The 24,519-nt window shown below is 69.4% G+C and carries 19 protein-coding genes; 8 read left to right on the top strand and 11 right to left on the bottom strand.

The features are described 5' to 3' along the window. Window positions 1-663 precede the first annotated feature (663 nt). Window positions 664-2,298, top strand: a complete 1,635-nt coding sequence (locus OG875_RS11335; protein WP_330174104.1) for a hypothetical protein — start codon at window positions 664-666, stop codon at window positions 2,296-2,298. A 240-nt stretch (window positions 2,299-2,538) separates the two neighbouring features. On the opposite strand, the gene OG875_RS11340 is transcribed toward OG875_RS11335, so the two are convergent. Continuing rightward, complete coding sequence (locus tag OG875_RS11340) at window positions 2,539-4,041, bottom strand: amidase family protein (protein ID WP_330174105.1); 1,503 nt, start codon at window positions 4,039-4,041, stop codon at window positions 2,539-2,541. 834 nt (window positions 4,042-4,875) lie between these two features. Here OG875_RS11340 and OG875_RS11345 point away from each other — a divergent pair. Continuing rightward, complete coding sequence (locus OG875_RS11345) at window positions 4,876-5,910, top strand: hypothetical protein (protein WP_330174106.1); 1,035 nt, start codon at window positions 4,876-4,878, stop codon at window positions 5,908-5,910. A 20-nt stretch (window positions 5,911-5,930) separates the two neighbouring features. Here the strand turns inward: OG875_RS11345 and OG875_RS11350 are convergent, their stop codons facing one another. The 3 genes from OG875_RS11350 to OG875_RS11360 form a co-directional block, all read right to left on the bottom strand. After that, on the bottom strand, window positions 5,931-6,554 hold the full coding sequence (locus OG875_RS11350; RefSeq protein ID WP_330174107.1) for a hypothetical protein: 624 nt from the start codon (window positions 6,552-6,554) through the stop codon (window positions 5,931-5,933). Window positions 6,555-6,682: 128 nt separating this feature from the next. Further along, window positions 6,683-7,999 (bottom strand): hypothetical protein, encoded by a 1,317-nt coding sequence (locus tag OG875_RS11355; RefSeq protein WP_330174108.1) that lies wholly within the window; start codon window positions 7,997-7,999, stop codon window positions 6,683-6,685. Continuing rightward, on the bottom strand, window positions 7,996-9,324 hold the full coding sequence (locus tag OG875_RS11360) for a hypothetical protein (protein ID WP_330174109.1): 1,329 nt from the start codon (window positions 9,322-9,324) through the stop codon (window positions 7,996-7,998). The genes OG875_RS11355 and OG875_RS11360 overlap by 4 nt, the downstream gene beginning before the upstream one ends. Window positions 9,325-9,744: 420 nt before the next feature. On the opposite strand from OG875_RS11360, the gene OG875_RS11365 reads away from it, so the two are divergent. Together OG875_RS11365 and OG875_RS11370 are read left to right on the top strand one after the other, a co-directional pair. After that, window positions 9,745-10,506 (top strand): hypothetical protein, encoded by a 762-nt coding sequence (locus tag OG875_RS11365; RefSeq protein WP_330174110.1) that lies wholly within the window; start codon window positions 9,745-9,747, stop codon window positions 10,504-10,506. Window positions 10,507-10,658: 152 nt separating this feature from the next. Continuing rightward, complete coding sequence (locus OG875_RS11370; protein ID WP_330174111.1) at window positions 10,659-11,345, top strand: class I SAM-dependent methyltransferase; 687 nt, start codon at window positions 10,659-10,661, stop codon at window positions 11,343-11,345. Between the two features lie 280 nt (window positions 11,346-11,625). Here OG875_RS11370 and tgmC read toward each other — a convergent pair whose 3' ends face one another. Genes tgmC through OG875_RS11385 form a run of 3 tightly spaced genes read right to left on the bottom strand, consistent with a single transcriptional unit; the run spans window position 11,626 to window position 14,024 of the window. Then, window positions 11,626-12,774, bottom strand: coding sequence for an ATP-grasp peptide maturase system methyltransferase (gene tgmC, locus OG875_RS11375; RefSeq protein WP_330177706.1), 1,149 nt, complete (start codon window positions 12,772-12,774; stop codon window positions 11,626-11,628). Window positions 12,775-12,800: 26 nt separating this feature from the next. Beyond that, window positions 12,801-13,787 carry an ATP-grasp ribosomal peptide maturase gene (gene tgmB, locus OG875_RS11380; RefSeq protein WP_330174112.1) on the bottom strand — a complete coding sequence of 329 codons (987 nt, stop codon included), beginning with the start codon at window positions 13,785-13,787 and terminating at the stop codon, window positions 12,801-12,803. A 3-nt stretch (window positions 13,788-13,790) separates the two neighbouring features. Further along, a complete protein-coding gene (locus OG875_RS11385) occupies window positions 13,791-14,024 on the bottom strand; it encodes a putative ATP-grasp-modified RiPP (RefSeq protein WP_443079255.1) in 234 nt (77 codons plus the stop codon). A gap of 224 nt (window positions 14,025-14,248) precedes the next feature. Here OG875_RS11385 and OG875_RS11390 point away from each other — a divergent pair, with 224 nt between their 5' ends. Further along, window positions 14,249-15,583: a helix-turn-helix transcriptional regulator gene (locus tag OG875_RS11390; RefSeq protein ID WP_330174114.1), complete on the top strand. Its 1,335-nt coding sequence runs from the start codon at window positions 14,249-14,251 to the stop codon at window positions 15,581-15,583. 129 nt (window positions 15,584-15,712) lie between these two features. Here OG875_RS11390 and OG875_RS11395 read toward each other — a convergent pair whose 3' ends face one another. From OG875_RS11395 to OG875_RS11410, 4 genes are all read right to left on the bottom strand, one after another. Next, window positions 15,713-17,158 carry an NAD(P)H-hydrate dehydratase gene (locus tag OG875_RS11395; RefSeq protein WP_330174115.1) on the bottom strand — a complete coding sequence of 482 codons (1,446 nt, stop codon included), beginning with the start codon at window positions 17,156-17,158 and terminating at the stop codon, window positions 15,713-15,715. A gap of 111 nt (window positions 17,159-17,269) precedes the next feature. Next, window positions 17,270-17,638 (bottom strand): holo-ACP synthase, encoded by a 369-nt coding sequence (locus OG875_RS11400; protein WP_330174116.1) that lies wholly within the window; start codon window positions 17,636-17,638, stop codon window positions 17,270-17,272. Window positions 17,639-17,725: 87 nt separating this feature from the next. Then, window positions 17,726-19,591 carry a glutamine--fructose-6-phosphate transaminase (isomerizing) gene (gene glmS, locus OG875_RS11405; RefSeq protein ID WP_330174117.1) on the bottom strand — a complete coding sequence of 622 codons (1,866 nt, stop codon included), beginning with the start codon at window positions 19,589-19,591 and terminating at the stop codon, window positions 17,726-17,728. A gap of 217 nt (window positions 19,592-19,808) precedes the next feature. Continuing rightward, on the bottom strand, window positions 19,809-20,237 hold the full coding sequence (locus OG875_RS11410) for a winged helix-turn-helix transcriptional regulator (RefSeq protein ID WP_330174118.1): 429 nt from the start codon (window positions 20,235-20,237) through the stop codon (window positions 19,809-19,811). A gap of 81 nt (window positions 20,238-20,318) precedes the next feature. On the opposite strand from OG875_RS11410, the gene OG875_RS11415 reads away from it, so the two are divergent. The 3 genes from OG875_RS11415 to coaA all read left to right on the top strand — a co-directional run bounded on the left by OG875_RS11415 (window position 20,319) and on the right by coaA (window position 24,511). Further along, window positions 20,319-21,824, top strand: a complete 1,506-nt coding sequence (locus tag OG875_RS11415; protein WP_330174119.1) for an MFS transporter — start codon at window positions 20,319-20,321, stop codon at window positions 21,822-21,824. Between the two features lie 247 nt (window positions 21,825-22,071). Continuing rightward, the gene (locus OG875_RS11420) at window positions 22,072-23,373 is read left to right on the top strand and encodes a hypothetical protein (RefSeq protein ID WP_330174120.1); all 1,302 of its coding nucleotides are present in this window, start codon (window positions 22,072-22,074) and stop codon (window positions 23,371-23,373) included. A 127-nt stretch (window positions 23,374-23,500) separates the two neighbouring features. Beyond that, window positions 23,501-24,511: a type I pantothenate kinase gene (gene coaA / locus OG875_RS11425; protein ID WP_330174121.1), complete on the top strand. Its 1,011-nt coding sequence runs from the start codon at window positions 23,501-23,503 to the stop codon at window positions 24,509-24,511. The last annotated feature ends 8 nt before the right edge of the window (window positions 24,512-24,519 follow it).

Genomic DNA, 24,519 nt, shown 5'->3' on the forward strand with positions numbered 1-24,519 from the left:
CCCCCCGGCTCACTCACCCGAACAGGCCAAATGCCCTGATTGGTAGAGACTTTGACCAGGCGGCGCTGCCATGTTCGCCAGCAGGCATGGAGATGCGCCCCGACCTCGTCGTCAGCGCGGGCAACGACCTGATCGACCCGCTCGCGACGGTCACGCCCAGCCACCTGTCGCAGCCCTTCCTCGTCGTGGGCGCGGAACTGGCCGAGCCACCGGCAATGTCACGGCGGTCGACTGGACCGGCGCGTCGTTCCGTGGCGAGGGGCTGGCCGCGTCCTCGGCGTACGACCCGGCCTCGTTCACCGCCGAGCGCTGCGCGGCGGCGATCAGGGCGGGCGTCGCGGCCGTGCTCAACGACCTGACCGGGATAGTGATCTGGCTCGACGAGGGGTAGTCGTCACGGCGGCGTAACGGCGACGCCCCGCGTACGGGCGGGGGCCCGACGCGGCGGTTTCGACCGCCTTGGGCGGTTCGCCCCGACCTGCGATGCGCCCGTTGCCACACCACAGCGGTCCGTATCGGCCCCGTTCAGCGTCCGTTGGGGTCCGGTTTCCTCAACTGGGCCCATCAGTGGGCCCCGGGGCCCTGCGCGTGGGCCCGGACCTGTCTCTAGTCTCCTCGGAACCACGGGGTGGACCGGGTACGACGGGGTACGGAGGAGTCCGGATGGCAGGCATACGGTGCGTACGCGGAGCTCCCGGCCGTGGCGAGCGCGGCCAGGGCGGTGTCGAGTACGTCGCGGTGATCGGCGTGGTCGCGGCGATCATCGGCGCGATCCTGGCGCTCAGCGTTCCCGACGACACCGCCGTGGCGCTGGACGACGCGGTGTGCCGGATCGTCAACGCCGCCGACGACGGCGCGGACTGCGATTCGGGCAAGGGTGACGGGGACGGGGACGACGGTGGGGGCGGGGACGACGACGGCGGGCCGCCGGGCGACCCGTTCCAGCCCGCGAAGTGCCTGCTGTCGCAGGAGCAGACGAAGGACACCGTCGTCATCCAGATCCTCTTCATCAAGATCAGCGGTTCCGAGCAGCTCAAGCTCCAGCAGTGGTCGGACGGCACCGTCACCCTGGAACGCGTCGGCGAAGGCGGCATCGGTGCGACGGCCAGCATCTCCGCCGGGATACCCGGCCTGAAGGACTGGGGCGGCAGCGCGTCACTGAGCGGCAGTTACATGAGCGGCAGTGGCAGCGGCGGCCAGTGGATGTTCAACGGCAACAAGACCGGTGACCCGCAGAAGGACCTGGAACTGAACCTGGCGGACGCCAAGGCGTTCGCCGGCGCCCTCAGGCAGAACGACGGATGCCGCTACCAGAGCGGTTACAACCCCGGCGCGAACATGATCGCCTGCCAGCAGGACGCGGCTGCCAAGATGCCCGACATCCCGCCGGAGCGGGCGCCGGACGTCGACATCACCAAGACCAGCACCGAGAAGTCGGGCAGCATCAGCTTCGGCAAGGGCTTCACCAAGGGCAAGGGCGGCAAGGACAAGGACGGCAAGCCGACCGACCTCGGCAGCATCTCCGGGGAGTTCGGCACCGGCGCCATGACCGAGGACATCGTGGTCATGCGGGCCAAGACCGGCCCCGACGCCGGGAAGATCACCTTCATCTACACCTTCAGCGTCGACGCCAAGGGCGGCGAGATCGCCCAGGGCAAGGCCACGCGCATGCAGCAGGTCGCGGTGACGTACAACGCCGCGACGTACGACCAGGAGGAGAAGGACGGCAAGGAGCACCGCCCCGAGAAGCTGGTCATCACGACGAGTGAGGAGAACGGCGCGGGCGCCGGAGTCCAGGTCGGCGCCGGTGCCAACATCCCCGGTACGCCGGTGACCATCGACGTCGGCGGCGGTGGCGGCACCATCGAGTCCAAGATTCACACCGAGTCGGCCGAGGTCGTGCTCGACAACGACCCCGACAGCAAACTGGTCGAGGACTGGCTGCGCGGCCGGGGCGACTTCCCCGCGAGTGACGTCCTGCCCACCCCGTCGGAGGCGGCGGAGGTCCCCGGCGCGAACGCCGGACCGCTGGAGCGGCTGCTGCACGACAAGGGCAAGCTGTCCCGGCTCGACTACAACGCCAACACCGACTGGTGGAACGCCTCGCTGGGCATCGGCTTCGGCATCGCCGCCGGCCAGATCACCGCCGGGTTCAAACTCTTCGGCATCGACATCACGCACGAGGAGAAGAACCAGACCATCACCGGTGACCCCACGTACGCCACCGGACCCAAGAACGGCGGCGCGCGGCCGTGGGTGGAATGGACGAACTGCACGCAGACGAAGCCGATCACCTGAGTCGGCACCACGTGGCATACCGGCCGGGCCCGGCCTCGCCTGGCCCGGCCGGAACTGATGTCCACCGCCCGCCTGTTGGAGATCGGTGACGCGCTCCAGCACTCGGGGGGTTCGGAGCGCCAGAAGGCTCGGGGGATTCGGAGGGCTCAGAAGGCCCGGAGGGAGCGGGTCCGCCGGTGGCCGGCCGGCGGACCCCTGTACGAAACGAGCGCCGGGGATACCCGCCGGGCCGGGGCCGCGTCAGGGAGCGCAGGAGTCCCCGGGGCGGGTGGAAACGGTGAGAGCCGTGCAGCGGTACGGAGCCGGATTGATCACCGTCGGCGGCCGGCGCAGCTTGGTGGCCTGCTCGTAGTCATGGGCGTATCCGACGAGGGTGGGCTCGCTCCACGCCCGGCCGAGGAACGAGATGCTGAACGGCCGCCTGTTGGCGGCCTGGTAGCCGGCCGGGACACTGATCGAGGGGTACCCCGCCTTCGCGCCGATGCCCGCGCTCCCGCTGTTGGCGAAAAGCAGCGACGTCAGGTCGTTGTCCTTCATGACGGCGTCGATGCGGTCCTTGCTGTCGGCCAGATCCTGCGCCCGGCTCGCCCGGTAGGCGGCCGTGTCGGCGCTGTCGGCGCCGAGGTCCTTGGCTTCGGAGTTGAGCGCGTTGACCTGTCCGAACTTCAACGCCGCACCGGCGTGGGCGTTGTTGAACGCGATGATGTCGGCGAGGGTCTTCATCGGGGCTTTCTTCGGAAGCCGGGCCAGATACGCGTTCAGGTCGCGCTTGAACTCGTAGGACAGGACGGTCGAGGAGCGGCCCGAGGTGTCCAGGGTGACATCGACGAGCGTCGCGCCCTGGGCCGTGAGAGCGGTGACGGCCGCGTCCCAGAGGGCCCGGTTGTCGGTTCCCGCGGCCGGGACCTGACTGGCGACGACGCCGATACGGGCCCCTTCCAGGGCGGTGGTCGACAGATCCTTGACGAAGTCGTGCCCGACGAGCGGGTTGGAGGCGGTGGCCGGGTCCGCCGGATCCCTGCCGTCGAGCGCGGTGAGCGTGGCCGCGGCGTCGGCGACCGTGCGGGTGAGCGGGCCGGCCGTGTCCTGGCTGGCGGCGATCGGAACGATGCCCGTACGGCTGACCAGCCCCACGGTCGGCTTGATGCCCACGACGGAGTTGGAGTACGCGGGACTGAGAATGGATCCGGAGGTCTCGGTCCCGACGGTGACGGCCGCAAGGCCGATCGAGGCCGCGACGCCCGAACCGCCGCTGGATCCGCTCGGCGTCTGGCTCGTGTCGTACGCGTTGAGCACCTGCCCGCCGAGCGAGCTGTAGCCACCGGGCATCCCGCTGGTCAGGTAGTTGGCGAACTCGGTGAGGTTGGCCTTGCCGAGGATGACCGCGCCGGCCTTGCGGAACTGCGCGACGATCGGTGCGTCCTTCGCGGGATACGAGTCGGCGAGCGCCACCGAACCCGCCGTGGTCGGCATACCCGCCACATCGATGTTGTCCTTGACGATGACCGGTACACCGAGCAGCGGGCTGTGCGGCCCCTTGCCCCGCCGCGCCCGGTCGGCGGCGGCGGCTTCCTTCATCGCGTCGGGGTTGACGGAGCGTACCGCGTTGAGCGAGGGCCCCTGGGAGTTGAGGGCCCGTATGCGTTCCAGATACGCCTTGGTGAGCGTGGTACTGGAGACCTTGCCGGAGCTGAGGAAACCGTCCAACTGGGCTACGGTCACCGTCCCGAGGTCGATGGACAAGGGTCTCTCGGAATGACGCCCGGTCGCGTCGGCTCTGGATGTGGTCACCGACGCCGTACCGGCGACCATCAGGACGGCCATGGCGAGGGCGGTGGCGTGACGCCGGTCGAACCGTTCACGAGCTGCGGAGTTGCTTTTGATCGGAGGCTCCTAGCGAGGGATACGAATATGCGTGTCCTCAGCATGGAAACGGCGATCTGGGTCCGCCGTGTGTCCGCGTGATCTCGATCGAGTTGCCATCACCGCAGTCGGCCCCGGTCCGGCGGACGACACGACCCGCCCACCTGCGGCCCGCCGACACCGGGGAGAGCGGAAGGACGGCGGGCGGTTGGACGGTGCGCGTACATAGCTCAACGCGGTGGGCGACGCGACTTTTCACAACGTCGATGGGGCCGACACGACCGGTGGGGCCCGTCGACGTTCTGCCGTGAGAGCAGCGGCGGACGATACGGGAGCCGAAGTCGTGAGGAGTTGGCCCCAACGCGCCTCCACCTGGTCGCGCTGCACTTTGGTCGGGCCAGTCGGCGTTTCGAAGTGCGGCAGGTCGTAGTCTCCGTCGCCGGTAAACGCTCCGAGCACGGCCTCAGCAGTGGCGAGGACTTGCTGGAACCACCAGAAGTAGTCGTACTGGACGTGGTAGCCAGGCGCTCGATCCGGATTCTCTTCACCCGTCCCGGGTGTTTTCCTCACGATGGCAACAACATCGGGGAAAGTGCCAGCAATCGACCGTCACGCTCCGTCCTGTCAAGCGTTGGACAGGCTATGACCGTCATGCTTCACGCCGGGGCCACGTCCTACGGCGGGCCCTCCATCTGTCTAAGTCCCCTGCGTGCCGTGCCCTTCACGCGGCATTGGGCGCTTGAGGTACCAGCGCTGGAACTCGCATCGCTGGCCGCCGAAGCACGTGACCCCCACCGGCTGAGGGCGAGGCGGGGATACCTTAACGACAGCAGCCGCACGCTCGCCCTGGCGCAATTGCTGAAGACAGCTCCGCGGGACTTCGGTGCGGTCGGCACGATCGTCCTCGGGGCCGACAGCGTCAGCCCGGTACCGGGACCAGCGCCCTTCGCGGCACAACTTCGGCTGAACGGAGTCGAATGCATCGACGGCCTGCAGCGTCTGCGGATCATCGACGAAGCCATCGAATCGTGCCAGATTGATCTGCTCGAAGAGTCGGTCTTCCGCATCGATGTCTTCACCGAAACCGAACGAGCGCGCGCACGCCGACTGCACGACCGTGCTGACGAGTTCGTCAACGGCCGAAATGCGCAGGACCGTCTGGTGTCCTGCCCCAACATCACACGGCTGATGAACGCCAACTGGGAGCGAGGGAGCTTCAATCCTCTCCGCGGCGTCTCCAGCGGCCCGCACGCTGTCCCGTACACCATGGCCGAGGTCACCATGGCTCTCGCGTGCATCTCAGGAGACGGACCGGACCTCGCGCACACAGCGTCCACCCCTGAAGGACTCGAAGCGCTCTGGAACGATCAGAGTTCCGGCGCCTACCGCGCGCTGTTCCACGCAGGCATGGAGCCGGTAGGTGTCGTACGCGCCATCGAAGCGCGGAGGGCGGCCCGCGACGCTCTGGCGACCCTGCCGCTGTCTCGTTCCACCAGGGGTCATGGACGCCTCTTGCAGTACGCCCCCGAACTCATTATCTGGGCAGCCTGTCGGATTCTCCCCCGTAAGGAACTGCACGACCCCACCTCGGTTTTCCCCTGGGACGAGATGAATCGATCAGAGGTAGGATCTGCCGCCATCACGGCGGCCGAGGAACTAGTCGAGCGCTACCGGCGGATCGAGCCTGGTCAGCACATGTATTGCATGAAAGCCCCGCTGCTTACCCTCTGGCATCATCTCGTGCGCTGACGCCAGAAGCGCCGGACATCTCACGGCCGCCGGATTCTCCAGTCCGGCCCGTGAGACATCCACGGTGGTACCGACAAAGGCGAGTAGCGCATGGTCTCTTCGGTCCGGAAATCTGCGAATCGTCCCGCAACCCCGTCGCGCAGCAACAGCCAGTCCGAGTCCGCCGTTTCCGGCGCGATGTCAGTCCTCAGCCGGAGCAAACCAAGATCGCCCGAGCTCAGGGCCAACTCTTCGCCCGTACCGCTCACGATCCACTGCGAGGCGCGAACAGCACGCAGCAGAGACCCACGGCGGTAGACATATCCCAATGCGGCCAGCCAGTGATGGATCTGCGTCAGCCGCAAGGGCCCGGAGCAGGCGTGGAGAGTCAGCCGGGTCACCTGCTCGAGGGTGCGCGGTCCGGGGAGCGGACCGTGCCGGAAGAGGCCGTACCGGCCAGGTCCTGCCCAGCAGAATCTGCGGTCCGCCGCCAGCGCCGTCACTGCGGAAGCCATCGGGATGTCCCGGTCGAACTTGCGCTCCACCATGACCCTCAGCCGGTCCACCGGTTGTGGTGAGCCGGCCGTGCATGCCGCGGCGTACAACAGGTCCTGCTGCCGCTTTTCGGCCGGTCCTCGGCAGGCGCATTCCTCGATCTCCCACACGCTGAGCGGAGCCGCGCACCAAGGACAGCGACCTGCAGCCGCCTCGGCTCCCGGCCGCTGCCAGCCAAGGCTCATCGGAGAGCTGTCGCCCACTCTCGCACCGGCGGCCGGTCCGTGCCCGCCGACCGTCATCCGCGGGTCCAGTCGACACCGGACGGCCGACCGAGTCCGGTCGGCACAGGATCGGTCACGTCGAAGAAGTCGATGACGTCCTGAGCATCGACACGATCCAGGTTTCTGCCGGCCGCAGCCTCCAGCACCTCGTGCGCCTTGCGCAGAACATCACGCGGTTTCCGCAGGGATCGGTTGAACAGGCAGCTCACGGCTTCCTCGGTGAATGGATACAGTTCGTCGCCGCATACCCGGGTGACGCCCGGTTTGGTCGCCGCACGCAGGTAGGGGCGCAACAGTTGGGCAGCCTGCGCGGCATCACGCAGCGGGGGCAGCTTGACGGTGCATCCCGCGTTCTGTTCGGTGAGCGCGAACGATGGCAGGTCGGCCAGCCGCCAGGGATTCTCGAGGGTGATGGCCGCCCTGGGGTGCATGGTTACGACCAGGGTGACCATGTCGGCCATGGGCATCGTTTCGACGATCAGGTCACGGAACCGTTCAACCTCCAGCTCACGCTTTGCCTTCGCCGTCCCGCTGTTCGCCAAGTCCTCCAACTGGTCGCAGAAGACGAGTACATGCTTCACTCCCGCTGCTGCGGCGAAGAGTAGAAAAGTCGCCATCTGGACAGCACCACTGCGCGAACGTGTTGTCGGGGTAATACCCGTCACATACTCCTCGGCCGCTGTTGGATCACCCTCACACAGTGCGGCGATGAGCTTTTCGTCAGGCGGCCCGAGAGTGCGGCCGAGAAGAGAGCGGTGTCCGGCGGACACGACGGCAGCCAGTTTCTTTACGTCGCTGATTCCGGTGTTGTCCACGATCCTTTTCCGGATCCTTCCGGCAAGTGTGGTCCCGTCCTCGGCCCGAACCTTGATCGCGTTCTCCACTGCCGCAAAGAAAGCGGCCGCCAGCGTGCGTACTTGCACGGTATCAAATCCGGTCAATAGACAGCAGATCGGCACTTCGGCCGCGTCGTCCTCGTCCAGTCCGGCCGACAGATAGACCTCCTCGCCAAAATCGGCATTGATCCGAGCAGCCATGTGCTGCATGAGAACGGACTTACCGAATCCGCGAGCGTCGGAGTCGCCGTTGACGACGCCTTCCGACCACAAGTACCCGAACTTTAATCCGCCGTAAGACATACGAAGCACGAACTTCTCGACAACTTGCCTCAATTGCTCGGCATGTACATCCGGCTCGTACAGGAGGCCATTCTCACGTGCCTCGATTCCTCCGAAACGAGCCACTCCGGTCGCCGGGAAGGGATTGCGGCTCAGGTTCCATTCGCGCTTGATCCAGAGGACCGGCGAGACCAGATCACCGTTGTACGTCATGTCTTCACCCCGTCAAGGCTGTTCTCCTCATCGATCCGCATGACGTGGTAGACACGGCAGCGGCCCGAACTCGTCGGCAGGAGCAGCGGTCGCGCGGAGCTAGGAGTACGCCCGTGCGACGCCTCGTCAAGGTGAACCCTGAATCCCAAGCCCGGCATCTCGCCGCGTGCCGCTGAAGCAAGTGCCGCATCGAAGACACTGTCACTGATGCGCCGTTCCCAGCAGACCGCTGCCCTGATGCGCCACACCGGCCGGTACATCTCCTGCCCGGCGACCCCCCGCTCCGTCTTCCAGATGCGGGGCAGGGCATCCATCGCGATGCGGTGATGCTCCGGAGTGGTCGCACGTCGAAAGCCCGCTGCCGCACCCGACCCGGTCACCGTCGAGGTCGCCCACAGGCGGAGCGCGGCCGGACCGGGAGCGTAATAGCTGAAGTTGGCCAGCCCCAGGAACCGGGTCCATCTGCGAAGCAGTTCATGGCTGATGTAGTCCAGCCGACACCCGGCTGCCCCGAACACCAAACGAACCGCGGCCTCTTCGCACAACGTCACCAAGCGACGACGGCGCTGTGCGGCGGACAGCGGCGCGACGGGGTGCGATGTCCCCATCTCACCCCGCACCCGCGCGGCCCCGTTTTGCTGCCCCGGAACGGAGCGGGAGGCGGCCCTGCCCAGCGCCTGTGACACATACGCGCGCAGCTCCGTGTCGATCACCTGCTCCGGTGCCGACCAGCCCAGCCCTCCTTCGCGAACCGCCGCCGCGACATTCATGACAAACGCGTCGAGGTAGGAATCGCCATGCCCGTGTTCCTCGTCGAGCGATCGCTCGCTGCGCAGCAGGGGAATGGTGAGGTGATCGTCCTGACTGTCCGGGCGGGCTCCCACCAATCGCAGATATCCGTCGAACTGCGGATGAGCCTGGATCAGAGCGCCCGCGAGGGCATTGAACCCCTCCGACTCACTGTGCTTGACAAGCTCCATCCATGCACGACCTTCCGGAGTCATGGAAAACGTGACTCCGCTGTGGGCCGCCGCTGACGTACGCGTGGACGGCAGGATATGTCGCTCGATCCAGCCCAGTCGCATCAACTCCTTCAGCACATCAACGGTGTTGTGCACGTGCTGTTGCGGGTCGGCTTCCCTGGCTTGCCACTTGGATTGGTCGTACGCCCCTGCCGTGTCCTGTTCCAGGGCGTGACGGGCCGCTCGTCTGACAATGGCGGCCCGGATCTGCTCAAAAGTCCTCCCCTCCTCCACCGCCTGGGCGGCCGTCTCCACGTAGATCAACTCCTGCAGTCGGGGAATTCCGGCACCTCCGACACTCATGCCGTCCCGCTCCTTCCACCGTTCCTACGCGGACTATTTCTTCCGCGCCCATCTCATATGACATGAGAGAGACGATTCCCCCTCATGGACCATGAGGGCAGCCAGAAAATCCAGAATGCCCTAGCTGTCATTTTCCGGGGCCATGCGCTGCCTCCCGTCCCTACAGTTCACCCCAATCCGCTCCCTGGAGACCACTTCAATGGAACGGATCTTCGATTTCGAACGGCGCATTCGACAGGAGGAATCGCTGGCTCGCACGCACTTCCCCGCATCCGCAAATTCGTGGCAGCCCCACAGGCCAGACGCCGTTCACCTCGGCACTTCTGTCCACAACACCACTACCCGACAAAGGAATCCGGCCCTCTCGGCCGGCCCGCCATCTTCCGGGCAAACCCGCTCCACACAGCACGAAGGAAACGAATGACCATCACAGAAACCATGGCCGTCGCTGACGGCACCATCTTTGTGGAACTTCCGGTCGACTTCGACCGGGGGTGGAATCGACTCCCAGGCATCTGTGTCGACGGACGCCGGATCACCATCAATCCCGCGGAGTACTTCTTCCGGTTCGATTCGGACAGCTGGCTCGTCGCCGACTGGGAGCTGGTGAAGTCGGAACTCGTCCCGGTGGAGGAGACCACCGAAAGCTCGGTCGAGCAGAAGGCGCTGGAATTCATCAAGCGCCATGCCGTCCAGACTCGGGATGCGGCACGTGTGCTCTCAACGGCCCACGAGGTCTACAGCTACCTGTTCCGCGAGGAACACCTCACCGGCCTCGGCCTTCCCGGCATCACAGCCGATCATCTGCGGATGCTCCGCGAAGCCGCGACGCTCATGGCTCTCAACAAGGTCGAAATCGACGGACACATCTCCAACGTGGGACCGTGCTGGTTCTTTCCCGCGGCAACGTCGGTCGTCTTCGGACTGGAGGACGAAGTAGCCGCCATGCTCGACGAGGTGTACCACGGCGCCTGGTTCAACGAGCACCGCCGCATCGAGTCGATCAAAGCTCATGCCGCATTGGGCGGCCGTCTCGTTCACGGCTGCCAATCGGTGCCCGACCAGTCGGGTGGCGTCGTTGCCCCCTACGGCGCGTCGATGTCGATCTTCCGCGACGACCTGACGGCGTTCAAGAGCAGCTGGCTGGCCCAGGTTTACAGCCACCGGATCACAGCCGGCTGATCCTCGCGCGGGACTCAGCGGTAGTCCCGTAACCGAATTCCTGCCCCTCCAGCGCTGTGGGTCCGCCCGAGGAATCGCACCCCGGGCGGACCCATCTCCGCCTCACAGAACCCGCACCTCTTGACGACGCGTCGCCGTCCCCGGAGCCACCAATGATCACGCTGACCTCTCCCTGGCAGGCTTATGCCGCCCAGACGCCCCACAAAGATGACGGCCCGCACTCTCCGCCCGCTCGCTTCGAGTGGGGAACTCACCGGTGGACAGGTCCGGGGAACGACGCGTTCGGCCGGGACCTGTGTCGCAGGACCGTACTCGAACTCGGCTGCGGAGCCGGTCACAACGCCGCGTACCTCGCTGATCAGGCGGGCGCCCATGTCACCGCCGTCGACATGATCGACCTCCAGATTCGCCGAGCCCGGAGCTACTACGAGCACATCTCGCGCCTCACCCTGTTCACCTGTGAGGCGATGCGCTTCCTCCGGTACGGAACCGACGTCTACGACGCGGTCTACTCGGTGTTCGGCGCTGTAGGTCTGATCGACCCCGCTATTCTCCTGCCCGCCATTCACGCACGTCTGAACCGCCACCGGCCGTTGGTCTTCTCCGTGCCACACCCCGCCCGATCAGCACACAGGCGGGCCTCCGATTTGCCGCAGACCACTTTCCTCACCTTCCCTGACGGCACCCGCAGGGCATTGCCCCGCTGGGAGCTGGACCTCTCGAAGTGGTCAACTGTGCTTGCCCGATCGGGATTTCGCCTCAGCCAAAGCTGGGAACTCCACAATCCCGCCAAGCCAGCCGTACCGACGACGCTCCTGATCAACGCCCGCAGGCTCTGAACCAGACGACTACCCCACAGCACCTCCTAGACTGCCCAATTATTGAGACTGCCTTGGCAGATGAGGGTTGGTTCAGCCCCGAAATGGGCCCTGTTTCATACCTCCCTCAAATCAAGTGCCCGTTACCCAAGCTTCTTACGTAACGGCGTCAGACGGTGATAATCAGGCTGAAGAAAAGGGTTCGACCTAGATTTTCGCAGTTAACCCTTCTGGCGGAGAATACGCGATTCGAAGTCGTGAGGGGTCGGGCCCCAATACGCCATCAGACCGGAGTACTCGATCAGCACCGCGGCAGCGCCAGACCCCGCATTCCCGGATGGCGCAGGCGCTGTCCCTCGTCGGACACGTGCAGGGTGAACGACTCCGGGCCCGGCCGGTCGGCCGTGTCGTACGCGTCCAGGACGTCTTCGACGCGTTGCCACAGGTGCAGCGGGCCGGCCTCGCGGACCTGCCAGGTGCCGTCGACGGGGGTGAGGGTGGCGGTGGAGCCGGAGACGGCGTCGATCAGGTGCACGACCTCGCCGACGGTGGTCGTCTGGGCGTCGGGCACGGCGCATTGGGCGAGGAAGCGCAGGTGGAACGCCTCTTCGGTCGGGGCGTCGATCCGTTGGGGGCCGTGCCGCGCGGGGCGGGCCGTATCGGGGAGCGACGCGGCCCAGTGGGCGGGGTTGCCGAACGCGGGGGCCGCGTGGGTGCGGGCCGGCATGAAGGACACCGTGCCGCCCAGCAGTTGGCCCTCGGCGGTGCCGTCCCCGCGGGCCGTGAGCAGGACGCGGGCGTAGCCGTGGAGCCAGCCCGACAGGGTGAGCAGGATCTTCCCGCCCGGCCGGACCTGCGCGAGGAGGGGGCGGGGCACGGCGCGGAAGGAGCAGGCGGCGACGATCCGGTCGTACGGCGCCTGGGGCCGGTACCCGTACAGCCCGTCGGCCACCGCCAGGGTCGGGGTGTAGCCGGAGCCGTACAGCGCGTTCGCGGCCGTCTCCAGACGGCGCGGGTCCACCTCGATGCTGGTCACCCCGGCGGAACCGAGCCGTTCGCACGCGAGCGCGGTCGAGTAGCCGGTCCCGGTGCCGATCTCCAGCACCGTGTGCCCCTCGGCGATCCCGGCGTCCGTCCACATCCGTACCACCAGGGACGGCAGCGTGGACGAGGACGTCGGCACGCCCCCGTGGCGGACGGCGGGCCGCGCCCAGTCGGGTTCGTCGCCGTCGAACTGCGTGACGAGCGTGGTGTCGGCGTACGCGGCGGCCAGCCACCGGCCCCGGTCGAGGGCGGCGGTCACCGGCTCCCACACCGTCAGCCCGTTCCCGTCCCGTCCGGCCCCGGGCAGATAGCAGCCCGGCACGAACAGGTGCCGGGGCACGGCTTCCACGGCCCGCCGCCAGCCCGGGTCGGCGAGAACGCCCTCCCGGGCGAGGGCCTTCACCATCGTCTCCCGCAGCCGCAGGTCTTCCGTCACGGTCTGCCGCCTCCTTCGGTACGCGAACTCAGGATGTCGGCGAACGCGGCGACGATGGCCGGCGCGTCCGGGAGCCAGCCCCACTGGCCGTTCGGGTTGCACTCGATCGCCGTCCAGTGCGCCGGGTCGCTGCCGTCACCGGTCAGGGCGAAGTCGAAACAGCCGAAGACCAGTCCGAACGATGCCAGGTAGCTGTGCAGAGCGGCCTCGATCGAGGGCGGGACGGTGACCGGGGCTTGGATCAGTTCATCCCAGTCGCCCCTGCGCCAGTCCAGGACGCCGTCCGGGGCGGTGACCCGGTGGGCGAACACCCGGCGGCCGACGACGGTCACCCGCGCGTCACCCGTTTTGGGGACTTCCGCCTGGAAGAGGTGCGCGGTCACCGTGAGCGCGTCATCGAACGATTCCGGATCGACGCGCTGAGCCCAGATCGCCCCGGTGTGCCCGTCCTCGCCGCCGGGCAGGCCACGGAACGTCTTGCAGATGACGTGCTCGTGGTCGACTGCGAACGCCCGCGCCGCCTCGATGTCGTTGGTGACGAGGGTCGGCGGGATCGCCAGGCCCAGCTCGGCGAAGCGCCGGAGCTGAGCGGGCTTGAAGTCCGCGCGGGCGACCGCCGAAGGGTGGTTGACGTAGATCGCACCGCGCAGATGGTTCAGGACACCGCCGAGCCCGTGCCGGGCCTCCGCCGTCGCGAACTCCCGCTGCTGCCAGGGCAGGTGCGTGAACGGGACGGCGTACGGGGTGGGGCGGCGGTGGTAGACCGCCGTCACCTCGTCCAGTTCCACCTCACGGCTCGTCGTACGCAGTCGGCCGCCCCACGCCGGGCCGCCCGCGCCAATGCGGAATCCGAAGGTCAGGGCGGGCCCGATGTCGGCGGGATCGAGGCGCGCGACGGGCGCGCCACGCTCGTTCAGCGCGGCGACGACCCAGTCCGCCGTGACGTCCTCCAGCGCGGTGACGACCAGGACGGTCGGAGCCATCGGTCAGTCCGACTGGTAGTCGGTGGTGTGGTCGTCCTGTGTCTGCGACTGCGGACCCTGCCCGTCGCCGCCGCCGGACATCGACACGGTGCCGGTCGTCCTGGACGTGCCGTGCTTGCCCATCTCGATCACCTGCCCGGCGGTGTCGGTGTAGCGGGCCGTCTGTGTGACCGGATCGAGCGTCACCGTCGCGTACGACGGCAGGCCGACCGGAAGCCGGTCGGTGATCAGCCGCATCGCCCACGGAGCCTGGAGTGCGTGCGTCGCCATGCGTTGTCCCCTCGATGTGTCGGTGACGCTCATGTCCTGTCCGGGCCCCGGCCCCACGCACGGGATCGGTGGCCCGGATCCCGATTACAAGGCAACCCGCCTCCCCCGCACCACCGTTCCGGTGTCATCCCCCTGTCATCCCGGTCCCCCGATCGGCCGCCGGGGCGGGCGGCCCCTGCTTTCATAAGAGCGTGGACGACCTCATCCGGCACCCTCTCGCGTACGCGCGGCAGCTGCGCGGCTGGTCCCAGAGCGAGCTCGCCCGGCAGATGAGAGACGCCGCCCGGCGGCGGGGGCTGCGGGCCGGGACGTCGAGGCAGCGGGTGTCCGTGTGGGAGAGGCGGGTCGTGCCGGACGCGTTCTCGCAGGCGCTGCTGGGTGATGTCTTCGACGTGCCCCGGGAACAGATCACCGCTCTGGGCTGGCCCCACTGGTTACCCGGTCACGAGATTCCCGTCGCCCTCGGGGCCGGGCTCGCCGTCGTCGTTCTGAGAAAGGCCCTGCTGATGGGTGTCGACCGCCGTACCTTTCTGGCCCTCGCTCCGGCCGCCGTCGGGTCCCTCGCCCTCCAGTGGGCCACGGTCGAACCGGCATGGGCGGCCGGCGCCACCGGTGGACGCGCGGTGGACCCCGCGTTCGTCGACCGGCTGGAGGAATCGGCCCGAGCCCTCACCGGTATGCCGACCGCGCTCCGGCAGCACGCCGGCCCGCTCCTGGACGGGCATCTGGAGACCGTCGTCGGCCTGCTGGAGCGCGGCGGCCACCCCCGCGCCCTCGGTGTCCGTCTGCACACCCTGGCCTCCGCCCTCGCCCAGACCGTCGCCTGGCACCGGTTCGACCACGAGCGGCACGCCGCCGCCCATCGCCACTGGCACGCGGCCGTGCACTCCGCCCACGAGGCCGGGAACACCGACCTGGGCGCCGGGGCCCTCGCCGACCTCGCGTATCAGAGCATCTGGCTCGGCCGGCCCCGTGCCGCCGTCGACTGCCTCGGCCACGCGCTCTCACGCACCGTCAGCCCCACGGCCCGTTCGCTGCTTCTCCTGCGCAAGGCGCGCGCACACGCGATGCTCGGCGAGGCCCGCGACTGCTACCGCGCGCTCGCCCGCTCCGAGAAGCTTCTCCACTCGACGGCCGAGCCCGCGCCCGGGTGGTGTGCGTGGATGAGCCACGCCGACCTCGCCGTGGACACCGGCAGATGCCTGATCGACCTCGGCCGGCCACGCCGCGCGCACGACCACATCACCGAGGGCGTCGGGCTACTTCCCGATACCCGGGACAAGACGAAGGCGGTCTTCCTCGCGTACGAGGCCGAGAGCCTGCTGGCCCGGGGCGAGGTGCAGCAGGCCGCGGACCTGGCACGCCGTTCACTCGGCCTCGCCACCCGTATCGGCGCGTCGCGCTGTGTGCGGCAGATCCGCGACCTGTCCGGGACGTTCGCCGCGTACGGCTCCGAGGACGGCGTCGGGCTCCTCCGGCACGAAGTCCTCCAACTCTTCCCGCAGGACATCGCCATGGCGACCTGACTCCTGGCAGGTCACCGTGGCCGGCTGGCTCCCGGCACCGGGCGCGCCCGCGACGCACCTCCCCCGACCCGACTCCCGGCGACGCGCCTCCGGTCCCTCACTTCCCCGCGCCGCATCGCTTCCCGTCCCTCACTCCCCCGCCACCACGTCCCGCCACGCCCCCCGCAGCGCCGCCCCCACGTCCTCCGCGCTCACCGGGGCGCCCCGGGCCGCGAGGCGGGCCGCCAGGCCGTGGAGGTAGGCGCCCGCCGAGCCCGCGTCGCGGGCGTCCAGTCCCGCCGCCAGCAGCGAACCCGTCAGGCCCGACAGCACGTCGCCGCTGCCCGCTGTCGCCAGCCAGGGTGTGCCCGTCGGGTTGACGCGGACCGGGACGGCGGTGTCCGGGGAGGCCACCAGGGTGGTGGAGCCCTTGAGCAGAACGGTCGCGCCGTAGCGGGCGGCCAGTTCCCGTACCGAAGCCAGCCGGGCCGACTCGACCTCCTCGCGCGGCACCCCCAGCAGTGCCGCCGCCTCCCCCGCGTGCGGGGTGAGCAGCGTCGGGGCCGTACGGGCGCGTACGGCCCCGGCGTCCAGGCCGCGCAGGCCGTCCGCGTCGATCAGCACCGGTACGTCGGAGGCCAGCGCGTCCGCGACGCCCGGCTCGTCGCCGAGGCCGGGGCCGACCACCCACGCCTGGACGCGCCCCGCCTTCGCCGGCGGGCCCGTGTGGACCAGGGTCTCGGGGAAGCGGGCGATCACCGCGTCCCCGGCGGGGCCCACGTACCGCACCGCTCCAGCACCGCCGTGCAGCGCGCCCGCCACCGCGAGCACCGCCGCCCCCGGATAGCGCGCCGAACCGGCCACGATTCCCACGACCCCGCGCCGGTACTTGTCGCTCTCGCCCGTCGGCACCGGCAACAGCCGTGCCAGGTCCGCGTGTTGCAGGGCTTCCAGTTCCGGCACCGGCGGCAGGACCGCGTCCAGTCCGATGTCGACGAGCCGGACGGCGCCCGTGAACTCCCGCGCCGGGTCGATGAGATGGCCCGGCTTGTACGCGCCGAACGTCACCGTCGCGTCCGCCCGCAGCGCCTCCCCCACCACCTGGCCGCTGCCCGCCTCGACCCCGCTCGGCAGGTCGACGGCGACCACCAGCGCGCCCGAGCGCCGGGCCGCCCGCGCCACCGGCACCGCGTCGGGCCGCAGCCCGCCGCGCCCGCCGATGCCGGTGATGCCGTCCATGACGAGGTCGGCGGCGGCCAGTGCCGGTGACGGGTCGTCCACGACCCGCCCGCCCGCCGCGCGCAGCGCCGCGAGCCCGCCCGCGTGCGCCCGCGCGGGCGTCAGCAGCACCGCCGAGACCCCGGCGCCGCGCCGGGCCAGCCGCGCGCCGGCGTACAGCGCGTCGCCGCCGTTGTCGCCGCTGCCGACGAGGAGCACGACGCGCGCGCCGTACACCCGCCCCCGGCGCCGCAGCAGGTCCGCGCACGCGGCGGCGAGCCCGGCCGCCGCGCGCTCCATCAGTACGCCGTCGGGAAGCCGGTCCATCAGCTCGGCCTCGGCGGTCCTTACCGTCTCCACGCTGTAAGCGGTACGCATGCCCACGAGTCTGCCGCAGAACTCCGGGCGTCACCCCTCCACGATCAGCCTCACGGAAGCACGGCCCACCCCTCCGCGATCAGCACCACGGCCCCGCGACGGGGCACCGGCTCAGCCCTCCGCGATCACCACCGCCGACGCGATTCCCGCGTCGTGGCTGAGTGACACGTGCCAGGACCGTACGCCCAGTTCCGCCGCGCGCGCCGCGACCGTGCCCCGTACCCGCAGCCGTGGCTGCCCGGTCTCCTCGACGTACACCTCGGCGTCCGTCCAGTGCAGTCCGCCCGGCGCGCCCAGCGCCTTGGCCAGCGCCTCCTTGGCCGCGAACCGGGCGGCCAGCGAAGCGATCCCGCGCCGCTCGCCGCCCGGCAGCAGCAACTCCCGTTCCGAGAACAGCCGTTCGGCCATGGCGGGCGTACGCTCCAGCGCCGCCGCGAAGCGCTCGATCTCCGCCACGTCGATCCCCACCCCGATGATCACTGCCTTGTCCCGCCTCTCACTCCGCCGGCTCGCCGGATCACTTCACCGTCGAACCGATCACTCCACCGTCACGGTCCGCGCCGCGGATCACTCCACCGTCACGGACTTCGCCAGATTCCTCGGCTGGTCCACCTCGTTGCCGCGCGCCGTCGCCAGTTCGCAGGCGAAGACCTGCAACGGCACCGTCGCGACCAGCGGCTGAAGGAGCGTCGGCGTCACCGGGACCCGGATGAGATGGTCCGCGTACGGCACCACGGCCTCGTCCCCCTCCTCCGCGATCACGATCGTCCGCGCTCCCCGCGCCCGGATCTCCTGGATGTTCGACACGATCTTGTCGTGCAGCACCGAACGCCCACGCGGCGACGGTACGACGACCACCACCGGCACGTCCTCCTCGATCAGCGCGATCGGCCCGTGCTTCAGCTCACCGGCGGCGAAACCCTCGGCGTGCATGTACGCCAGTTCCTTCAGCTTCAGCGCGCCCTCAAGCGCCACGGGGTAGCCGACGTGCCGCCCCAGGAAGAGCACCGTCCGCTTGTCGGCGAGGGAGCGGGCCAGCTCCCGTACCGGCTCCATCGTCTCCAGCACCCGCTCGACCTCGTGCGAGATCCGCGACAGTTCGCGGATGACGGCCCGGATCTCGTCCCCGTACTTCGTGCCGCGCTGCTGCCCCAGATACAGCGCGACCAGGTAGCAGGCGACGAGCTGCGTCAGGAACGCCTTCGTGGACGCGACCGCGACCTCCGGGCCCGCGTGCGTGTAGAGGACGGCGTCCGACTCCCTCGGGATGGTCGAGCCGTTGGTGTTGCAGATGGCGAGGACGGTGGCGCCCTGGTCGCGCGCGTGCCGCAGCGCCATCAGCGTGTCCATCGTCTCGCCGGACTGGGAGATCGCGACGACGAGGGTACGGGTGTCGAGGATCGGGTCCCGGTAACGGAACTCGCTCGCCAGCTCCACCTCGCACGGGATGCGGGTCCAGTGCTCGATGGCGTACTTCGCGATCAGCCCGGCGTGGAAGGCGGTCCCGCACGCGACGATGACGACCTTGTCGGCAGCGCGCAGGACACGGGAGGGGATGCGTACCTCGTCCAGGGTCAGGAAGCCCTCGGCGTTGACGCGCCCGAGGAGGGTGTCGGCGACGGCCTTCGGCTGCTCGGCGATCTCCTTGAGCATGAAGTAGTCGTAGCCGCCCTTCTCGGCGGCGGAGGCGTCCCAGTCGATGTGGTAGGCGCGTACGTCGGCGTCCGCGCCGTCGAAGTCCGTCACCCTTACGCCGTCCCGGCGCAGCTCGACGACCTGGTCCTGGCCCAGTTCGAGGGCGGAGCGGGTGTGGTCGATGAAGGCGGCGACGTCGGAGGCGAGGAAGGACTCGCCGTCGCCGACACCCACCACGAGCGGCGAGTTGCGGCGGGCGCCGACGACGACGTCCGGCTCGTCCGCGTGCACGGCGACCAGCGTGAACGCGCCCTCCAGCCGCCCGCACACCCGCCGCATCGACTCGGCGAGCCCGCCGCACTCCGCGAACGCCTCGGCGAGCAGATGCGCCACGACCTCGGTGTCGGTCTCGGAGGCGAGGGTGTGGCCCCGGCCGGACAGTTCGGCGCGCAGGGCGGCGAAGTTCTCGATGATGCCGTTGTGGACGACGGCGACACGGTCGGCGTTGTCGGCGTGGGGGTGGGCGTTGGCGTCGGTGGGGCCGCCGTGGGTGGCCCACCGGGTGTGGCCGATGGCGGTGAAGCCGCCCGGCAGCGGCCGTTCCACCAGGGCTTTCTCCAGGTTGGCGAGTTTGCCGGCCTTCTTGGACGAGGCGAGCCGGATGCCGGTCCCGGTGCCGGTCCCGGCGAGGACGGCGACTCCGGCGGAGTCGTACCCCCGGTATTCGAGCCGCTTGAGACCGGCGATGACCACGTCGAGCGCCGGCTGCCCGCCGACATATCCCACGATTCCACACATGCGCGGCAGCCTACGGCGGGCGGTCACGCGGTCCGGGGAGCGCTCGCGTACGACACCGTCCGATCGGCGCCGACCTGGGAGGACGGCGGTATCGCACTACTCCATGCGGTCACCCGGCGCGGTCACTTCACGCGGCCATCGCCAGTACCTTCGTACGGTCATCGCCGGGACCTCCGCGCGGTCATCGCCGGGACCTCCGCGCCGGCCCGGAGCTGTCTCACCGGCCCGCCGACGCCCCCGACGGCGGTGTCTCCGCCGCTCCCGAGGCCGCCGACCCCGAGTCGTACGCGGCCCGCGCCTCCGCGATGGTGCCGCGATGCCGGTCCGCCCACTCCACGAGGCCGACCAGGGAGGAGTGCAGCTCGCGCGCCATGGAGGTGAGGCCGTATTCGACCTTCGGCGGCACGGTGGGATGAACCGTCCGCGTCAGCAGACCGTCGCGCTCAAGTCTGCGCAGGTTCAGGGTGAGCATCCGGCGGCTGATGCCTTCGACGGACCGTTCCAGCTCGGTGAACCGGACCGGGCCGCGTGCCGCCGCGACCAGGATGCTGATGCTCCACTTGCCCGCCACGTGATCGATCACCTCGACGAGCGGACACGCCTCGGCCGTGACCTGGTCGGTCACATCCGTGTGACTGCGTGACATAAAAGTGCCTCCTTCCCCGGGCGTACACGGTTACAGAAGATGACCGCTGTAACAAATAGTTCCCCAAAGGGAGGCCGACCCATGCCCCTGCCCACACCCAGCACACCCACGCCCATCACGCGGGCGCCCACCACACGGGCGGACAGATCGCCCTGGCTGACTGTCGGTCTGCTCTGCGTCGGCCAGATGATGATCGTCCTCGACCAGAACATCGTGAACGTGGCGCTGCCCGCGGTCCAGCGCGATCTCGGATTCTCCTCCGAGAATCTCATCTGGGTGGTGAACGCCTACGTGATCCCCTTCGGCGGGCTCCTGCTGCTGGCCGGACGGCTCGGTGACCTGATCGGGCGGAAATCCGTTTTCCTCACCGGAATCGTGCTCTTCAGCGCCTCGTCAGCGCTGTGCGGTGTCGCGACCAGCGACACCGCGCTGATCGCGTCCCGCTTCCTGCAAGGGATCGGCGGGGCGGTCGCCTCCGCCTGCGTCCTCGGCATGGTGGCGACCGTGTTCTCCGAGCGCCGCCGCCAGGCCCAGGCCATCGCCGCCTACAGCTTCGCGTCCGCGGGCGGCGGGACGGTCGGACCGCTGCTCGGCGGCGTCCTCACCGATCTGCTGAGCTGGCACTGGATCTTCTTCATCAACGCCCCGATCGGTGCTGTCCTCGCCCTGGTCGGCGCGCGGGCACTCCCCCGGGATCGCGGCGAGGGGATCGGCAAGGGCACCGACTTCCTGGGAGCCCTGTTGGTCACGGCCGGTATGACGCTCCTGGTGTACGCCGTCGTGGACGCCGGGCGGATCGGCTGGGGGACGACCCGGACCCTGCTGCTCGGCACCCTGGCGCTTCTGCTGCTCACCGGGTTCGTCGTCCGCCAGGCCACGGCCGCCAACCCCCTGCTGCCGCTGAGGTTCTTCCGCTCGCGAAGCGTGGGCGCGGCCAACCTCGTCCAGTTCCTGATGATCGCCGGCATGTTCGGCCTGCTGTTCTTCGGCACGCTCTACCTCCAACGAGTGCTGGCATACGACTCGTTGGAGGCCGGACTCGGATTCGTCCCCGTCGCCGTGGTGATCGCGGCGGTGTCCCTCGGTCTCTCGACCCGGCTCATCACCGGGATCGGCCGACGCGCGACGCTTCTCCTGGGACTCGCCCTCATCACCGGGTCGTTCCTCACGCTGTCGTTCGCCCGCGTCGACGGCGTCTACCTCGTGGACTTCCTGCCGGCCAGCCTCGTCATGGGCCTGGGCGTCGGTCTGGCGGCGCCCGCCGCCATGGGGCTCGGCATGACGGCCGTGACGCCGGCCGATTCAGGCATCGCCTCCGGCCTGTTCAACACGACGCAGCAGATCGGCGGCGCGATCGGCCTGACCGTACTGAGCGCCATCGTCAGCACCCGTACGAACACCCTCACCGCCGCAGGAGGAACCGAGGCGGAATCTCTGCTCGGCGGCTACCAGGCGGCCTTCCTGGCGGCGGCTGGATTCACCCTGACGGCTTTCGTCGTCGCTGCCGCCCTGCTCAAAAGCCCCCCGCCCGAGGGCGCGGCGCGGCCGAACGCGGCGTCCCCCGAGCGGGACACCTCGGTCGCCTGAACTCCGACGATCCACTGCCACGCCTCCACCCACAGATGCCCACGTCGGCGTGCGCGCCGACGTCCACTGCGACGCCACTTCGTGGAGCCGCGTGACACAAAAAGCAGGCGCGCCCGCACGAGTGAAGGTTGTGTAATGACTCGATCAGTTTTCTTCCATCAAAAAGCCATGACCGGACAAAAACTGACGGTCCATCCGCCACCTCCGCTCCCCGTTCGGACGCCTCCTCCTGACAGAAGGACACATCATGCCCATCGTCAGCAGAGCCGGTGCTCCGCATCGCGGACGTCTCCGGCTGTCCGCCGCCGCAGCCGCTCTCGCCTGCCTCCTGGCCGCCGCCCCCGCGCATGCCGCTCCCGCAGTCACGCCGGAAGCGCCGCGCGCCTCCCGGTCCGCCAACCCCTTGCCACCGCAGGTGGTGTCGGCCGAGTTCCCGAGCGGTCACAACGGGCAGGAGGGAGCGCCCGCCCGGACCACGGGTCGCTTCACCTTCTCCCCCGGCGGAGGGGAGGACATCGTCTCGTACACCTACGAGTTCGGCTCCTCGGAGCCGTCGGCCCGGGTCGACGTCCCGCCGGCCGGCAACTCCGTCACCGTGGAATTCACTCCCGGCCGCATGGGTCCGCACACGCTGTACGTGTACGCCACCGACCGGGCCGGCAACAGATCCGTCACCTTCCGCTATCTCTTCCATGCCGCGGATCCCGGCCTGCCCGACAGTCCCGGTGACACCACCGGTGACGGCTACTCCGACCTCTACACGGTCGACGACACGGGCACGGTCCGGTTCCACCGGGGCTCCGGGCCCGACGGGGCCGTGGGCGTCCCCGTCACCGTCGCCGAGGGCTGGGACGGCGCGCTGCTCACCCGTCGTGGCGACTGGAACGGGGACTCCTACGACGACCTGGTGAGCCGCCGGGCGGACGGCAAGCTCCGGTACCACCCGACCGACGGCCTGGGGCGGCTCGAGCGGAACGGCGAGCAGGAGATCCACCAGTTCTACGCACCCGGGGAGGGCGGGATCGATCCGGCGACGATCGACCAGGTGATCTCCCTGGGTGATCTCCGGCCGAGCCCCGGCCTGAGCACGCCGGACCTCCTCGCCGTCGTCGACGACGTGCTCTGGTACTTGCCCAACATGGGTTACGGCTACCTCGACGCCGCCCAACTGATCTCCGCCGACGGGTGGTCGGACCGCACGATCGTCTCTCCGGGCGATCTGGACAGCGACGGTCGGACCGACCTGCCGGCCCGTGACACCAGCGACGGCACGCTCTGGCTGTACCGGGGCAGTACGGCCGCCGACGGCGGCACCGACCCGCTCTCGCTGGCCGACGACACGCGGCGGATCGCGTACGGCACCGGTTTCACCCCGGCCGCCCACCCGCTGATCGCGGCGCCCGGCGACACGGACGGCGACGGCATCGCCGACCTGTGGACGACGGCACCCGGTGAGCTGCGCTTCCGGAGCGGCGGCGGGACATCCGCGGGCATTCCGGTGACGGTCGGGGCCGACGGGGCCTGGGACCGCGTCAGGTCGCCGGCCTGACCCCACCGGGACGGGGGCGCTCCCACGGTGGGAATCACCGCAGGGGCGCGCCCCCGGCCCCCAGGTCCATCACCCCCGCCCCACGTGACCCACCCCACCCCCCACAACCACCCCCCCACCCCCGACAATGGCGGACGTGATCACACCGCCCCCGCATCCCCCGGCCACCCCCCGACGCGCCGAGCACGGGCCGACGCCCTTCGTCGATCTCAGCCGGGCCGAGTGGAGCGCGCTGCGGGACAAGACGCCGCTGCCGCTCACCGCCGACGAGGTCGAGCGGCTGCGCGGGCTCGGGGACGTCATCGACCTGGACGAGGTGCGGGACGTCTATCTGCCGCTCTCCCGGCTGCTCAACCTGTACGTGCAGGCCACCGGCCAACTGCGGGGCGCGCTCAACACGTTCCTCGGCCACGCCGGCAACGGGCACGGCGCCCAGCGCGGCACCCCCTTCGTCATAGGGGTCGCGGGAAGTGTGGCCGTCGGCAAGTCGACCGTCGCGCGGCTGCTCCAGGCGCTGCTCGCCCGCTGGCCCGAGCACCCGAGCGTGCAGCGCGTGACCACCGACGGGTTCCTGCTGCCGATGAGGGAACTGGAGGCGCGCGGGCTGATGTCGCGGAAGGGCTTCCCGGAGTCGTACGACCGCCGGGCGCTGACCCGCTTCGTCGCCGACATCAAGGCCGGCAAGGACGAGGTCACCGCGCCCGTCTACTCGCATCTGAAGTACGACATCGTGCCCGGCGAGAAGCTGGTCGTACGGCGGCCCGACATCCTCATCGTCGAGGGGCTGAACGTCCTCCAGCCCGCGCTGCCCGGCCAGGACGGCCGTACGCGGGTCGGGCTCGCCGACTTCTTCGACTTCAGCGTGTACGTCGACGCGCGGGCCGAGGACATCGAGAGCTGGTACCTGAACCGGTTCCGCGCGCTGCGCGAGACCGCCTTCCAGGACCCGTCGTCGTACTTCCGTACCTACACCCAGGTCTCCGAGGAGGAAGCCCTCGACTACGCGCGCACCACCTGGCGCACCGTCAACCGGCTCAACCTCCTGGAGAACGTCGCGCCCACCCGCGGCCGCGCCACCCTGGTCCTCCGCAAGGGCCCGGACCACAAGGTGCAGCGGCTGTCCCTGCGCAAACTCTGAACGAGGCT

This window comes from Streptomyces sp. NBC_01498 (assembly GCF_036327775.1).
In the GTDB taxonomy this organism is placed as follows: Bacteria; Actinomycetota; Actinomycetes; order Streptomycetales; family Streptomycetaceae; genus Streptomyces.

Coding starts and splice junctions, on each gene's coding strand:
- OG875_RS11335 (WP_330174104.1), top strand. CDS start 664: ATGGCAGGCATACGGTGCGTACGCGGAGCTCCCGGCCGTGGCGAGCGC.
- OG875_RS11355 (WP_330174108.1), bottom strand. CDS start 7,999: ATGACGTACAACGGTGATCTGGTCTCGCCGGTCCTCTGGATCAAGCGC.
- OG875_RS11360 (WP_330174109.1), bottom strand. CDS start 9,324: ATGAGTGTCGGAGGTGCCGGAATTCCCCGACTGCAGGAGTTGATCTAC.
- OG875_RS11365 (WP_330174110.1), top strand. CDS start 9,745: ATGACCATCACAGAAACCATGGCCGTCGCTGACGGCACCATCTTTGTG.
- OG875_RS11370 (WP_330174111.1), top strand. CDS start 10,659: ATGATCACGCTGACCTCTCCCTGGCAGGCTTATGCCGCCCAGACGCCC.
- tgmC (WP_330177706.1), bottom strand. CDS start 12,774: ATGGTGAAGGCCCTCGCCCGGGAGGGCGTTCTCGCCGACCCGGGCTGG.
- tgmB (WP_330174112.1), bottom strand. CDS start 13,787: ATGGCTCCGACCGTCCTGGTCGTCACCGCGCTGGAGGACGTCACGGCG.
- OG875_RS11385 (WP_443079255.1), bottom strand. CDS start 14,024: ATGCGGCTGATCACCGACCGGCTTCCGGTCGGCCTGCCGTCGTACGCG.
- OG875_RS11395 (WP_330174115.1), bottom strand. CDS start 17,158: ATGCGTACCGCTTACAGCGTGGAGACGGTAAGGACCGCCGAGGCCGAG.
- glmS (WP_330174117.1), bottom strand. CDS start 19,591: ATGTGTGGAATCGTGGGATATGTCGGCGGGCAGCCGGCGCTCGACGTG.
- OG875_RS11410 (WP_330174118.1), bottom strand. CDS start 20,237: ATGTCACGCAGTCACACGGATGTGACCGACCAGGTCACGGCCGAGGCG.
- OG875_RS11415 (WP_330174119.1), top strand. CDS start 20,319: ATGCCCCTGCCCACACCCAGCACACCCACGCCCATCACGCGGGCGCCC.
- OG875_RS11420 (WP_330174120.1), top strand. CDS start 22,072: ATGCCCATCGTCAGCAGAGCCGGTGCTCCGCATCGCGGACGTCTCCGG.
- coaA (WP_330174121.1), top strand. CDS start 23,501: ATGGCGGACGTGATCACACCGCCCCCGCATCCCCCGGCCACCCCCCGA.